General features: G+C 61.0%; 12 protein-coding genes and 2 pseudogenes. 10 read left to right on the forward strand and 4 right to left on the reverse strand.

The genetic code is table 11. The features are described from left to right. Positions 1–38: 38 nt before the first annotated feature. The 3 genes from Q2T52_RS11115 to Q2T52_RS11120 all read right to left on the reverse strand — a co-directional run bounded on the left by Q2T52_RS11115 (position 39) and on the right by Q2T52_RS11120 (position 3,337). Positions 39–1,487: an alkaline phosphatase family protein gene (locus tag Q2T52_RS11115; protein WP_302076811.1), complete on the reverse strand. Its 1,449-nt coding sequence runs from the start codon at positions 1,485–1,487 to the stop codon at positions 39–41. Between the two features lie 6 nt (positions 1,488–1,493). Then, positions 1,494–1,706 carry a sulfatase-like hydrolase/transferase gene (locus Q2T52_RS26815; protein ID WP_367187311.1) on the reverse strand — a complete coding sequence of 71 codons (213 nt, stop codon included), beginning with the start codon at positions 1,704–1,706 and terminating at the stop codon, positions 1,494–1,496. A 125-nt stretch (positions 1,707–1,831) separates the two neighbouring features. Next, positions 1,832–3,337 carry an ABC transporter substrate-binding protein gene (locus tag Q2T52_RS11120; RefSeq protein WP_302076812.1) on the reverse strand — a complete coding sequence of 502 codons (1,506 nt, stop codon included), beginning with the start codon at positions 3,335–3,337 and terminating at the stop codon, positions 1,832–1,834. A gap of 207 nt (positions 3,338–3,544) precedes the next feature. Between Q2T52_RS11120 and Q2T52_RS26885 the strand changes: the two are divergent. After that, positions 3,545–3,896, forward strand: a pseudogene (locus tag Q2T52_RS26885) (formylglycine-generating enzyme family protein); the annotation flags it as partial. Between the two features lie 121 nt (positions 3,897–4,017). Here the strand turns inward: Q2T52_RS26885 and Q2T52_RS11130 are convergent. Continuing rightward, positions 4,018–4,938: a LysR family transcriptional regulator gene (locus Q2T52_RS11130; RefSeq protein WP_302076813.1), complete on the reverse strand. Its 921-nt coding sequence runs from the start codon at positions 4,936–4,938 to the stop codon at positions 4,018–4,020. A gap of 188 nt (positions 4,939–5,126) precedes the next feature. On the opposite strand from Q2T52_RS11130, the gene Q2T52_RS11135 reads away from it, so the two are divergent. The 9 genes and pseudogenes from Q2T52_RS11135 to Q2T52_RS11175 form a co-directional block, all read left to right on the forward strand. Continuing rightward, on the forward strand, positions 5,127–6,068 hold the full coding sequence (locus tag Q2T52_RS11135) for an ABC transporter permease (RefSeq protein ID WP_302076814.1): 942 nt from the start codon (positions 5,127–5,129) through the stop codon (positions 6,066–6,068). Next, positions 6,065–7,825, forward strand: coding sequence for a dipeptide/oligopeptide/nickel ABC transporter permease/ATP-binding protein (locus Q2T52_RS11140; RefSeq protein ID WP_302076815.1), 1,761 nt, complete (start codon positions 6,065–6,067; stop codon positions 7,823–7,825). The genes Q2T52_RS11135 and Q2T52_RS11140 overlap by 4 nt, the downstream gene beginning before the upstream one ends. 2 nt (positions 7,826–7,827) lie before the next feature. Further along, on the forward strand, positions 7,828–8,643 hold the full coding sequence (locus tag Q2T52_RS11145; protein ID WP_302076816.1) for an ABC transporter ATP-binding protein: 816 nt from the start codon (positions 7,828–7,830) through the stop codon (positions 8,641–8,643). Between the two features lie 46 nt (positions 8,644–8,689). Continuing rightward, the gene (locus Q2T52_RS11150; protein ID WP_302076817.1) at positions 8,690–10,339 is read left to right on the forward strand and encodes a glycoside hydrolase family 3 N-terminal domain-containing protein; all 1,650 of its coding nucleotides are present in this window, start codon (positions 8,690–8,692) and stop codon (positions 10,337–10,339) included. Positions 10,340–10,394: 55 nt separating this feature from the next. After that, positions 10,395–11,090: a fumarylacetoacetate hydrolase family protein gene (locus Q2T52_RS11155; protein WP_302076818.1), complete on the forward strand. Its 696-nt coding sequence runs from the start codon at positions 10,395–10,397 to the stop codon at positions 11,088–11,090. Position 11,091: 1 nt separating this feature from the next. Then, positions 11,092–11,739 (forward strand): maleylacetoacetate isomerase, encoded by a 648-nt coding sequence (gene maiA, locus Q2T52_RS11160; RefSeq protein WP_302076819.1) that lies wholly within the window; start codon positions 11,092–11,094, stop codon positions 11,737–11,739. 77 nt (positions 11,740–11,816) lie between these two features. Then, positions 11,817–12,920 (forward strand): cupin domain-containing protein, encoded by a 1,104-nt coding sequence (locus Q2T52_RS11165; protein ID WP_302076820.1) that lies wholly within the window; start codon positions 11,817–11,819, stop codon positions 12,918–12,920. Further along, positions 12,917–13,510, forward strand: a complete 594-nt coding sequence (locus Q2T52_RS11170) for a maleylpyruvate isomerase N-terminal domain-containing protein (RefSeq protein ID WP_302076821.1) — start codon at positions 12,917–12,919, stop codon at positions 13,508–13,510. Before Q2T52_RS11165 ends, Q2T52_RS11170 begins: the two co-directional genes overlap by 4 nt. A gap of 492 nt (positions 13,511–14,002) precedes the next feature. Beyond that, positions 14,003–14,131 (forward strand): annotated as a pseudogene (locus Q2T52_RS11175) (IS5/IS1182 family transposase); the annotation flags it as partial. Positions 14,132–14,152 lie beyond the last annotated feature (21 nt).

The following is a 14,152-nucleotide window of genomic DNA, read 5'->3' on the forward strand; positions in this document are numbered from 1 at the left end:
GGCCAATGGCTCGACATCGTTGATCTGGGCAGTCTTGATCAACGACGCGATGACCGCTTGGTGCTCAGCGTCAGCGTCCGAGCCTGCAACGAGAGCCTTCCTGCAATTGAGTGCGGTTGGCCTGATGTCACGATGCCGCTGCCGGCGGTGCGAAGCGGCGAAAGCTCCGGAAATGTTTGAGGCCCAATGCCCGAATGGCCACGCATTTGTTTCAGGAACAGGTCGTATCGAAACAGCTTGTCCTCCAGGGAATATCGCTTGTCCATCAGGGCCAGCAGATAGGTTGCCGCGTTCCTGACGAACTCGTCGCTATCCAGTGAGGCGACCTCTATCGCAGGGCGCGATATGTCCGGGTCGTGCGGAAGGTGGGTCAATGCGGTGATGGCCTGCAGCCGCAGGCGGGGGTGGATATGTGGTGCTGTCATGTCGGTCAGCCACGCGATCATGGGGCCGGGCTTGCCGCCTTGTCCGATTGCCTCGGCCAGCACGATCCTGATGGCCACCTCGGTCTCTGCCGTGAAGATGCGCTCCACGTGTTCTGGCAGCACGGTTCCGCGTATGGCAAGAACCAGCAGGCCAACGGCGTTCCAGTAGCGAAGAACGGCCAGGGGGCTGCTCAGGCCCTCAATAAAATTCTCAGGCGATGCTACTTCTGCGCCGCAGGCCCGGCCTGCCGTGGCGATGACATCCTCCAGTGGATAGGCGGCCAGATCACTGCAGATCTCCATCTCGGATCGAGAAAGCCCTTCGGGGATGAAACCGCCATCGCGCATCACGAGCATTGCCTCGACGAGGGCCTTGCGCATGTCGTTGAGACGCTGCGCATATTCCGGCAGATCCGCGAGATTGGTGAGGGAGTCCGGATCCGCCGCCATATCGTACAGTTCTTCGTGGGGTTTGGCGCTCCAAAAACGCGCCTGCGCCTGCGTCAACTGGCTGGCCAGGGCAAGGGTTTCATAGGCCTGATACCCATTGGCGTTCCATGGATAAAGATAATGCTGCCCCCAGGGGCGGTGCGGCTTATAATTGCGGATATAGCGATAGCGCTCGCTGCGCAGGGTGCGCGTCAGATCGTATCGCTCATCCATCCGGTCCCGCCCGGAAAAGGCATAGGAACGCGAGGGCGCATTCGCGTCGACCAGCGATCTGCCGGGCAGGCCGGGAACCGGCAAGATGCGGTTGTAATAGCTGGCAAGATCAGTTCGAAGCGCCTCGCAATCGGGAAGATGTGCCGGCAACGTGACATCATCAGGGACGACTGTGCCCCGCTGACGCTCGAAAATGCATCTTTTATGGGTAAGCATGCAGTTGAACACCGCCAGGAACGGCTTGCCAGCCGGTCGATTGGCCCAGTGTGCGGCACCGCTGCAGTCATCCCAGATCGTTCTCGGATCGAACTCCACATTGTAGTGCGTCTTGGAATTGTTGGTGCAATAGTAGCCGGCCTCGCGCATCATCTGCGGATAGGTGGTCTGGTTTGCTGGCATCGGTCCCTAACCGGTCATCTGACGCCCGAGCTGCGCGGTTTCCGCATGCTGCCCTGTTAGCATGGCATAGCGCGACGGCGCACAGACCGGCGAGGTGCAGAAGGCCGAACGATAGGTCACGCCGCTGTTGGCCAGTTCGTCCAGCCGCGGGGTTCGGGCGATGGTGTCTCCATAAGCTCCCTGCCGCGGCGGACAATCTTCGCTGACCAGAAACAGGATGTGTGGACGATCTTGAGGGGGAAAGCAGCCATGTCATCCGCAACTTGCATTTGCTCCGGATAGAAATGAAAACGCCGACGGAATTCCACCGCCGACGTTTCAGCTCGTCAACTGTTAAAGTGCCGTTACTTGGCAGGACGGAAGTTGCGGATATAAGGCACGTTGTTTCCGGGCTCCATATCGACATCTGTATCCGGTGTCGTGAAATAGACCGTGTTGATGCGATACCATGGCGCGAACCATGCCTTGTCGACGATATAGCGGTTCACCGCCTGGAATTTCGCCTTCTGCGCATCACCGGTCGCCACCTGCGCCTCACGGATCAGGTCCAGCAGCTTCGGATCGTTTGCCTTCAGCGGATTGAAGGGAGCGTCCGGCAACAGATATTGGCGGAAATCGCTCCATGGCGTGATCATCCCGAAGGTGAAGATGAAGGCGGGATACTTGCCGGAGCGGATCTGCGGAATGGCGCTGCCGGGGGCGAGCTTTTGCCAGTTCACCTTGATCCCTATGGCGCCCAGCTGCTGCGTAACGATCGGTTCATAGGCTGCGAAGGGGCCGATCTGTGGCATGTCGAGCGTAAAGCCGTTCGCGTAGCCGGCCTCGGCCAACAGCGCCTTCGCCTTGGCTGGGTCATAGGGGTAATAATCCTGGAGCTCAGGCAGGAATGCCTCGCTCGTCTTGCCAAAGATCTGGTTGGTGGCGGTGCCGTAGCCGAGATCGACGAACTTCAGAATAGATGCCCTGTCGAAGGCCAGATTGATGGCCTTGCGCACGCGCACATCGGCTAGCGGAGGATTGAGCTTGCCTTCGCGGTCAGCCAGCGTCAGACCCAAGAAATCGACGTCGCCGAGATGGACCTTCAGGCCCGCCGCAGTCGCCTGCTTGATTTCCTTGGGCGAGGCAATTGCGGCATCGACCTGGTGCGAGCTGATCGCGTTGATGCGCGCGACTGTATCGCTGATCGGGGTGATCGTGACCTGCTTGAACGGGAAGGCCGACGGGTTCCAGTATTCCGGGTTTCGTCGATAGACATATTGGCGGCCAGCGACTGATGCACTCGCGTCATACACGTAGGGCCCGGAGCCGACAGGATGTTCGTTCGAACCCTCCTTGCCGAGAGTGGCTGGGCTTGCCAGTGCACCGGCAACGGTCGTCAGGTTGTAAAGCAGTGCCGGGTCCGGTTCCGCAAGCCTGAGCTCCAGCTCCTGCGGCGACTTGACCCCGATCTCCTTGATGGTGCGGGCCATGTAGCTATTGGGGCCGTTGGCGGTGGCCAGATATTCCAGGTTGGCCTTGACCGCGTTCGCGTCGACGCTTGTGCCGTCCGTGAACTTGACGCCGGCACGCAAGACGATCGTCAAAACCGTGTTGTCGGCGTTGTACGTCCAGCTTTCGGCGACGTTTGGCACAATCTTGGCGTCGGGCGTGTAGACCAGCAGCGTATCGAAGATCGGCATCCAGTACTGCACCGTGTTGCCGATATTGAGCTTGCCGCGGTCAAAACTGTCATTGTCGATACGCGCAGCAAGCGCCAGGGTTTCCGCGTCATTCGGGACTTCTGCATTTGCCGTTGTGGAATAAAATATTGCGGCGGCGGCCAGCAGGGCTGCCATTGACTTTTTCTTCATGCTCCCCTCCCAGAGAACCGATCAGCAAAATTGATCAGAGAGTAGTGATATTTGCTTCGTGGACCTGATAACAGGTTGTTCTCCATTCAAGAAATGCAAAGATATTGTTTGGCGATAAGAAATTTGCATCGCATGAGAAGGGCTTTGGGGTGACTTGCGTTTTCCGGCTGCCGGCCAAAGCATGAACCCACCAGAGGATGCGGCGGTGTGGGAGGGCGCCTGCCGAGCGAGGCGGAATGGGAGCATGCCGCCCGTAGCGGTAATCGACGCCGGCGCTATCCGTGGAGCGATCGTGAGCCAACGAAAGACGGGTTCTACAATCTCGCCGGCAATGTCTGGGAATCGACGAGCGATGCATTCCGCGTGCGGTCACTGACGCGGGCGGCGAAGAGCCGCAACGCCCAGGCCGCGGCATGACGAAAAGGTGCTCAAGGGAGGCTCCTTCCTGTGCCACAAAAGCTATTGCTACCGCTATGGCATCGCCGCCCGAATGGGCCTTTCACCCGACAGCGCCACCAGCAATGCCGGGTTCCGTATCGCCTATGACGCCATTCCCTGAGGGATGGTTGCGGTTGCTGTCTCCAAAATGGCATTGGCGCAAGGCCATAAACGTTCGTCATTTTGAAGAGGTAACCTCAGCCTCACTGCTGTGAGAGCGGTCTGGTCGATACGCGTTTCAGTCAGTTCGTATTGTCGAACGTTTCCACGCATCTCTGGGTGAGGAACTTCACGGGGGGCCATTCGGCGAGTTCCTTGCGGAAGAGCATGCCAAGCGGCAGCGTGGCGCTTTTGAGCTTGATAGGGAGTGGCACGAGCGCCGGAGACAGCGCCTGGCTCACCGCTAGATCGGGAAGAACGGTGAGACAGTTGCTTTGTTGGACAAGCGCCACCGTGGAGGCGATCCTGTCGCAGGTCATGCGAATTTGCGGCGGCCTGCCCAGCCGCTCCGCCAGCGCATAAGTGGCCGTGTCTTTCAGGATTTCCAGTTCCGAATAGGTGACCCAGGGGTAGTCGAGGGCAATGTCTTCCGGTAGCTCGCCCCCCAATGCTATGCGGCCAAAGGCGGGATGGCTTTCGCGGGCCACGATCTGCAGTTCTATTCCGGTCAGGAACTGGATGATCAGGTTCTGGTTCGTCGCCGCATCGGCAAAGGCGCCACCGAATGCCACGTCCAGCCGCCCGTTCGCGAGGTCCGAGATCACGTTGCCGTCGCGGATTGCGCAGAACTCGATCAGCACATTTGGAAAAACTTCCTGTAGCTCCAGCAGGATGCGGGTGAGGGCGCCGGACTGCCATGTCGGCCCGGCGCCGATGCGCAGGCGCACATTGGCATCCTGCCATTCGGTGTCCAGTTCCTGTTGGGCGATGGCCCAATAGCGGTTCATCCGCTGCACGACGTTGAGAATGCGCTCCCCATAGGGCGTCGGCTTCACGCCGCGCGCATGGCGCTCCAGAAGCGGCTTTCCATAATGCGTCTCCAGATGCGCCACCGACCGGGACAGCGCAGGCTGGGTCACGTTCAGCTTTTCCGACGCTTTTCGCAGGCTGCCCTCCGCCACGATCACCTGCAGCCGAAAGAGATGTGTCATATGGTCGAGCATAGCGATCAGTTTTCCTTATCGGGTGATCCGGTCTTTTCATTTTTTCTCGATCCCCGCAACTGCTAAGTACGGCGACATGCGCATGGGAAGCGCTGCAAGGGAGGAAGAATTCAGATGCGCCTCAGTGGAGGGAAGACCCGCTCATGGCCACTCCGGCCATACGCATTGCCTGCTGGGCTTGACCGGCCATGCTGATGTTTCTCGCAAAGCGTCTGGCGACCGGTGTCATTCTGCTCGCTTCCATTGCCACGATTACGTTCTTCCTGGTTTTCAGCGGAACCCAACGTGTGGTCGTCAACATTCTCGGACAGTCCGCGACCGATGCAGATATCGCTGCACTGACGCGGAAGCTCGGAATAGACCGTCCGCTTCTGACGCAGTATGCCGACTGGCTCTCGCATGCGTTGCGCGGCGATCTTGGCAATGCCTGGACGATGGACGGCAGCGTCACCGACATTCTTGGGCGGACCTTGCCCGTCACCCTGTCGATTGTCGCCTTCGCTATCGCGGTCATGGCCATTCTCGCTGCCCTTCTGGGGATCGCCGCCGCGACGAGGAGCGGCTGGATCGACCGCCTGATCCAGGTTCTGAGCGTCATCGGCTTCTCCATGCCGAATTTCTGGCTTGGTCTCCTGCTGATCATCTTTTTCGCCCTGACCCTGCAGGTTCTCCCTGCGACGGGTTTCGTGTCGCCCGCCTCATCTGTGACCGGTTGGCTCGCATCGATCACGCTTCCCGCTGGCGCCCTCATCCTTTCCGGTGTCGCCTCCGCGGCGCAGCAGGTGCGCGGGGCCGTTCTCGATGCTCTGCGACAGGACTATGTTCGCACGCTCTGGGCGCGGGGTGTTTCGCCGCGCTCCATCTTCTTCCGCCACGCCCTTCGCAACGCGGTTCCCGCCGCGCTGACAGTTCTTTCGGTGCAATTCATCGCGCTCCTCAGCGGATCGGCGGTCATCGAGCGCATCTTTGCCATTCCCGGGCTCGGGGCACTGACGGTCCAGTCGGCCGTGGTGGGTGACATCCCGGTCCTCATGGGCATCGTCACCTCGATGGTCGCGGTGGTGGTGGTCGTCAACCTGTTCATCGATCTGCTCAACGCACTTGCAAATCCGAAGGTGAGGCTGTCATGAGCGACTTGGTCAATAACGATACCGGCCGGCGGGCACCTGCGCGTCAGACCCTGATCCGCGCGGTCCTTCGCAATCCGCTCGGGGCGGCGGCTTCATTCGTCATCCTCTGTGTCGTTCTGATCGCTATTCTCGCGCCGCTGATTGCGCCGCAGGATCCGACAGCGGTGCAGATCTTCAAGGTCAATGCGCCGTGGGACGCAGAATTCCTACTGGGCGGCGACGGGTCGGGCCGGGACATCCTGTCGCGGCTGATCTTCGGGGCACGCAACACGCTGCTCGGTGCGCTGATCGTCGTGGGTGTGTCGTCGACGCTCGGCGTGGCGGCGGGCCTGATCGGCGGCTATTACGCAGGTCGCGCGGACACTGTCTTCAGCTGGGTCGCGGATGGGCTCATGGCCCTGCCGGCCATTATCGTGCTGCTGGCATTCCATCAGGTCCTGGGATCTTCGATCTACTATTCAATGGCAGTGTTCGGAATTCTGCTGACGCCGGGCTTTTTCCGGCTGACCCGCAATCTGGTCGCTTCGGTGCGCAACGAACTCTATATCGATGCCGCCCGCGTCTCGGGTCTCAGCGACAGCCGCATCATCTTCCGCCACGTGCTGAAAACCGTGCGTCCGCCGCTGGTCATTCAGGTGTCGATCGTCGCGGGGATCGCCATCATCATTCAGGCGGGCCTTGAATTTCTCGGGTTGGGCGACTCCCAGGTGCCGACCTGGGGCGGCATGCTGCAGGATGGCTTCGCCAATCTCTACGTCGCACCCGAAGCCGTCTGGTGGCCGGGCCTGGCGATCTCTCTGACCGTCGCGTCCTTCGTGCTGCTAGCAAACGCGGTTCGCGATACGCTGCAGCAGAACCAGCCGACCGGGCGAAAGCTGGCGGTTGATCCGTCCCCTGTTTCGCAAGACGGCGATGCGGCCGATTCCGCTGATATTATCCTGAGCGTTCGCGATCTTGCCGTCGGCTATCCGGACGGCGACCGCTGGCGCGAGGTAGTGCGCGATGTCTCTTTCAACGTACGCCGCGGCGAAATTCTCGGCATCGTGGGAGAAAGCGGCTCCGGCAAGAGCCAAACTGCCTTCGCGATCCTCGGACTGCTGGCCTCCGGCGGAACAGTTCTGCGCGGGTCTATCCGCTTCGAAGGGCGCGATGTGACGAAGCTCGACTTCGCTGCGCGTCATGCGCTGCGCGGCAGCCAGATTGCCTATGTGCCGCAGGAGCCCATGTCCAATCTCGATCCGTCGTTCAAGATCGGGTTTCAACTCATGGAGCCGATGCGCACTGTTCTCGGCCTTTCCAAGGCCCAGGCCCGTGCGCGTGCGCTGGAATTGCTCGGCCATGTCGGTCTTCCGAACCCGTTGCGCACCTTCAACGCCTATCCGCACCAGATTTCCGGCGGCATGGCACAACGCGTACTGATCGCAGGCGCCATTTCCTGCAATCCGAAGCTGCTGATTGCCGACGAGCCGACAACGGCACTCGACGTGACGGTTCAGGCGGAAATCCTCAAGTTGCTCAGAAACCTTCAGTCCGAACTGGGCATGTCTGTGATCATGGTGACGCATAATTTCGGCGTCGTTGCCGATCTTTGCGACCGTGTCGCCGTCATGCAGCAGGGCAGGATCGTCGAAATCAACGCGGCCGGAACGCTCTTTGCGACGCCGGAGCAGGATTACACAAAAATGCTTCTGAGCTGTGTTCTCGAAGATAGTCCGGTCCGCGCTTATGTCGCTCCGACCGCAGGCGGGGGAAATTGAAAATGACCACGGCCCCGCTTCTCACCTGCGAGAACCTCAACGTTTCCTTCGGCTCACACCATGTGCTGAAGGACGCCTCGATCGACATTCGTCCGGGCGAAACCGTCGGCCTGGTCGGCGAAAGCGGCTCCGGCAAGACCACGATCGGGCGCGCCATTCTCGGCATCGGCCCCGTGACGTCCGGCCGCATCGTGTTCGACGGGCAGGACATCACGGGCGTCGCACCCCGCAACCGCACAGGCGATGCGGCGCGCATCCAGGCCGTCTTTCAGGATCCCTACAGTTCTCTGAACCCGGCCATGACCGTCGAGGAAACCCTGATCGAACCTATGGTATACCGGGGCCTCTATGCGCCCGTCGATGCAAAGGCGCGCGTTCGCGATCTTCTCGACCAGGTGGCCTTGCCGGCGGACGCGGCACATCGTTACCCGCGCGAATTTTCCGGCGGCCAGCGCCAGCGCGTCGCCATTGCCCGCGCTCTCGCCCTTTCTCCGCGCCTCGTCATCTGCGACGAGCCGGTTTCCGCGCTCGACCTGTCCACACAGGCGCGGGTGATGGACCTGTTCATCGACATCCAGAACCGCACCGGTGTGGCCTATCTCTTCGTTTCGCATGACTTGGCTGTGGTGCGCCATATCTCGCACCGCGTTGCCGTTATGCGCAGCGGCGAAATCGTCGAATTCGGCAATTGCGACCAGGTCACTTCAAACCCGAAACATCCCTATACCCAACGTCTCTTGCTAGCCGCGCCGGTTGCCGATCCCGCCCGTCAGGCGCTTCGACGAGAGGCGTTCGAACGCTTGAGCGCCGCATCCTGATCGCACCGCGGTCGTCCCGTCCCCATTTGAAAACCCGGAATTCGTCATGCCTTTCGACCTGTCTCATCTTGCGCTCGCTCCCTTTTCGCTAGACCGCGAACAGATTGAATGGGTGCGCCACACCTTCGAAAAACTGGACGACGCGGCGCGTGTCGGACAGGTCTTCAATCTCCTGTCGCGGGGCGACGAGACCGGGGAACGCGAGATGTTCCGCGCCTTCCGACCGGGCGGCATCACCCGTTACTTCAATTCTGACGCGGTGTCCGAGCGCGCGCGCCTGGAAGAACTGCAGGCCGATGCGGAGGTGCCGCTGCTGGTGTCGGCCGATCTGGAAGGCTCGCGCATGAGCCTGCCCTTTGGAACGCAGGTGCCGAACCCGATCGCACTTTCGGCCATCGACGATGTGAATGTCACCGCCGAGGTTGCGGGCATCATGGCGCGCGAGGCTCTGGCGGTCGGGCTGAATTGGTCCTTCACACCCCTGCTGGACATCAACGCCAAGACACGCAGCTCGATTGTGCCGACCCGCGGCTTCGGTTCTGATCCCGAACGCATTCTGCGCCATTCGCTCGCCCAGATCGCAGCCTTTCAGGCGGCAGGTATTGCCGCGACGGCAAAGCATTGGCCGGGCGAGGGCCATGACGACCGCGATCAACATCTGGTCACGACCATCAATCCGCTGTCGGTGGACGAGTGGGAAGCCACCCATGGACGGCTTTATCGCGAGGCGATCGGCGCCGGTGTTCTCAGCATCATGACAGGCCACATCGCTTTTCCGGCCTTTGCCGCGGCGATGGGCGCGAGCGGTACAGATCTCTACCGTCCGGGTACGCTCTCCAGCATCATCAACATCGATCTGCTGCGCGGGCGCCTGGGCTTCAACGGGCTGATCGTCTCCGATGCCAGCGAAATGGCAGGGCTTTCCTCGTTCATGGATGTGACGGCGGCCAAGGCGGAAATCCTGAGAGCCGGCTGCGACATGATCCTCTTCGCAACCAATCCCGAGCGGCATTTTGCCAGCGTCCTTGAGGCGGTCCGTAGCGGGCATGTTCCTTCGAAGCGGTTTTTCGAGGCGGTCACGCGTGTGCTTGGGCTCAAGGCAAGGCTCGGCCTGCACCGGCCCCGAGAGCAACGCGAAATTCCGCCGCGGGCGAGCGATAGGATGAAGGACGTTCTGCTGAAGGCGCCGATTCTTGAAAAGGACACGCAATCGCTATTTCCGCTTTCCCCGGAAAAGACACGCCGCGTCCTGGTCATTGCGCCCGGCATCGTCGAGCCGCTCTGGAGTTCGCGACTGCCGCTGATCCTGCCGGACCTGCTGGCAAAGGAAGGCTTTGAGGTGAAGCTTCATCCGATGGGCGAAGCCTACGAGACGAAGGATTACGACCTCGTCATCTATGCCTTCTCGGAGGAGGCCTTGCTGACACGCGGGCGGATTTTCCTCGATTGGGCTTCGCTCGGAAAGGGGCTTCGCGGCGCCATGATGCGCCCCTGGCATGATGTGCCGACCCTGATGATTTCCTTCGGCTATCCCTACTATCTGTACGACGCGCCGCGCGTGCCCACCTATGTCAACGCCTGGGCCACCATGGATGAAATGCAGGAGGCGGTGGTCGAGCTGATGATGGGCCGCGCGCCATGGAACCGCAACAGTCCGGTAGATGTGTTCGCCGAAGTTCCGGACGGCCGCTACTGACATTGACTTCATTCGGCTGCCCTCGCGGCGCCGGCTATTCGAAAAGGATGCTTGTATGACCCTCGTTCTTCCCGCGCCGCCGACCCCGACGGTTGCCGTTCACGGCACGGACTCCCGTTTTCCCGTACGGCGCATCTTCTGCGTCGGGCGCAATTATGCGGCCCATGCCCGCGAGATGGGCAAGGACCCGGATCGCGAGCCGCCCTTCTTCTTTTCAAAACCCGCCGATGCGGTTGTCGACAGCGGCGAGACGGTCGCGTATCCGCCACAGACGGAAAACTTCCATTACGAGGCAGAACTTGTGGTGGCTATCGGCAAGGGCGGGCACGATATTGCGGAAGCCTCCGCACTGGAGCATGTCTGGGGTTATGCCGTGGGCAATGACCTGACGCGGCGCGATCTGCAACTGGCGGCGCGCGACCAGGGCCGGCCTTGGGACTTCGGCAAATCCTTCGACCGTTCCGCGATCATCGGACCCATTCATGCAGCGTCCGCGATTGGCCATCCGGACAAGGGCGCGATCCGCCTTGCCGTCAACGGCACATTGAAGCAGGACGCCGATCTTGCTGACCTGATCTGGTCGGTGCCGGAGATCATTTCCTATCTATCGCACTCGATCGCTCTGGCACCGGGCGACCTCATCATGACCGGGACCCCGGCTGGCGTCGGTCCGCTGGTGCCGGGCGATGTATGTGTCGTTTCGATTGAAGGCCTCGGCGAAATTTCTAGCACAATCAGCGAAAGGCGCTGACATGGGCCTGAGGCTGCACAACTTCTTCCGCTCATCTACCTCGACCCGGCTGAGGGCGGCTTTGAATCTCAAAGGCCTGCAATACGACTATATTCCTTACGTGCTGCGTCGCGGCGATACGCGCACTCCGGAATATCTTGCCATGAACCCGGCCGGGCTGGTGCCCGTTCTGGAGAGGGACGATGGAAGCTTTCTCACCCAGTCGCTCGCCATCATCGAATGGCTGGAGGAAACCTACCCGCAGCCGCCACTTCTGCCTGATCATGCTGACGGTCGCGCGCGCGTACGGGCGCTGGCCCATATGATAGCCTGTGAGGTGCATCCGCTCAACAATCTGCGGGTGCTCGGCTATCTTGCCAATACTTTCGGAGCTGACGAGGCTGCGCAGCAGGCGTGGTTCACCCACTGGGTCACCACTACCTTCGACGCACTCGAAAGCATGCTGGCATCAGACTCGAGAACGGGCCGTTTCTGCCAAGGTGACGTTCCCGGCCTTGCGGATCTCTGCCTCTATGCGCAGGTCTGGAACAATCGACGCTTCGAGATCGATACGGGCGCATGGCCTACCATTGCACGCATTTTTGCCGCACTGGACCAGTTGCCCGCCTTTCGCGACGCAGCGCCGCCCAATCAACCAGACGCCGCCTGAAACGAATTGCCGGGAAAATGGATCCTGGCTTCCCGTACGGGAACACGTAAGCGATCCAGAAGCAGGAGGAGGACCAAATGCAGGAACAGTCCGATAGCAAACCCCATAATGCCATGATGCCGGAGGACACGCCGGAATTGCGGGCGCTTTACGCTGCCTTCGAGGAGCAGCATCTGATGCCGCTCTGGACGCAACTGGGCGATCTCATGCCGCGGCATCCGAAGCCGAAGGCGGTTGCCCACGTCTGGAAATGGGCCGACCTGTTGCCGTTGGCGCAAATGGCGGGCGATCTCGTGCCTGTCGGGCGGGGCGGCGAGCGGCGGGCGCTGGGCCTTGCCAATCCGGGCCTCGGTGGAAACGCCTATATCAGTCCCACGCTCTGGGCGGCGATCCAGTATCTCGGGCCGCGCGAAACCGCGCCAGAGCATCGTCACGCGCAAAATGCATTTCGCTTCGTCGTAGAAGGCGAGGGTGTGTGGACCGTGGTCAACGGCGATCCGGTTCGCATGAGCCGCGGCGACCTCCTGCTCACGCCCGGCTGGCATTTCCACGGCCATCATAACGACACCGACAAGCCTATGGCATGGATCGACGGCCTCGACATTCCCTTCTGCCAGCAGATGGATGTCGGATTCTTCGAATTCGGCTCCGACCGCGTGACCGATTACGCGACGCCGAAATTCTCGCGCGGGGAGCGGCTGTGGTGCCATCCCGGCCTGCGTCCGCTGTCAGGTCTGCGCGACACGGTGAACACCCCCATCGGCGCCTATCGCTGGGAGTACACCGACCGGGCCCTGACCGAGCAATTGCTTCTGGAAGAGGAAGGCCAGCCGGCGACGGTCGAACAGGGTCATGCCGCGATCCGCTACGTCAACCCGACGACCGGCGGCGATGTCATGCCGACCATCCGTTGCGAATTTCACCGCCTGCGCGAGGGGACGGAGACGCCTGTCCGGCGCGAGGTAGGTTCGACGATCTTCCAGGTCTTCGACGGCAAGGGTGCAGTCGTTCTCGACGGCGTGACCCACACGCTCAATATCGGCGACATGTTCGTGATCCCCTCCTGGATCCCGTGGTCGCTGCAGGCGGAATCCCAGCTTGATCTCTTCCGCTTCTCCGATGCCCCGATCATGGAGCGTCTGGCCTTCATGCGTAGTCATGTCGAGACGGACGCGCCATGAGTGACGCGCTGGAGGAAGCAAGGCGGGTTTTGAGGGACCGGCAGGGCGGCGGCGCGCGCTACGATGCACCGACAGCTCCGGCCACGGAACTGCAGTGGGCACGCCTCGGCACCGCCTATTTTGCACGCCTGCTCAACGGGCTGTCCGACGATGCCCTAGACGAACCGTCGACGGTCGAGGGCTTTTCGCGCCGCCGCCTTGTCGCTCTTGTCTGTTACCAAGCTCGCCTGTTGGGAGAACTTGTTGCCTGGGGACGAAGCGGTAGGACGGAGCCGTTCCCACGCGAGGCGACAGTCACTGTGAACGAGCTGGATTTCGGCATCATTCAGCCAAGCCGCGCGTTGCGGAACCTGTTTGAACATACGGCCATTCACCTCAACGTGGAATGGCGTGATATGAGCGACGCTGATTGGCAGCGCGCGGTGCGTGATGCTGCGGGACACGAAATCCGACTCGGACAGACCCCGCTTCTGCGAGCCCGGACCATCTGGTCGGCTGCGCTTGCCCTTCGGTGCGGTGCAAGACAGACAGACGTGCCGAGCGGCCTGGATCTTTCGCTCCGGCTGATTGATCGTTTTCAATCCCGTTGATTTATCGGCACGTTGACGGATCGCCATAGACAGGGGTTGGTGCATGGATCAGTCATCGGCGGCCACTTTTCTCTATAGGAGAGGTTGCTTGCTGCCGCTGATAGGCGGCTGGGGCGGCGCTTGAACTGTCGGTATCTCAAAAGAAGAGCAGGATGAAAGCGGCACCTCCAAAGAGGGCTCACAATCTGAAAAGACCGGGAGTTAGGCAAGGGCCGGTGTCGTCATCCTGCAGCTAGATGCTCTTCTCCCAACGCTGCAAGTGATCGCAATCGGCAAGTCACTGCTTTGCCATGCTGGCTCTAGATGCTGAACGCCGATCACGCATTTGCTCGCAACGTGGCACTGGCACACCGCTCTGATGTCCGTTGTCAATGCTTTGGGCGCGTGGAAACTACCGTCCCGAAGAAACGGCCCGGTTCAGCCTTGGTGCAGGGAATCATTAAACGCGTTGTCGTAGATGCTTGACCAGCCTGACAACTGGTTTCAGCCACGATGCATTTCAAGCACAATTCCTCCCGCCGCCATCGTATCGGCAAGGTGAAGTTCAAGGTGACGAACTGGCCGGAGTACGAGGCTGGTCTTCGTCGGCGGGGCAGCCTGATACTCTGGATGACGCCGGAGGGACGTTAGTGCAGTGATCAT

Source organism: Rhizobium oryzicola (assembly GCF_030504645.1).
Taxonomy (GTDB): domain Bacteria; phylum Pseudomonadota; class Alphaproteobacteria; order Rhizobiales; family Rhizobiaceae; genus Neorhizobium; species Neorhizobium oryzicola.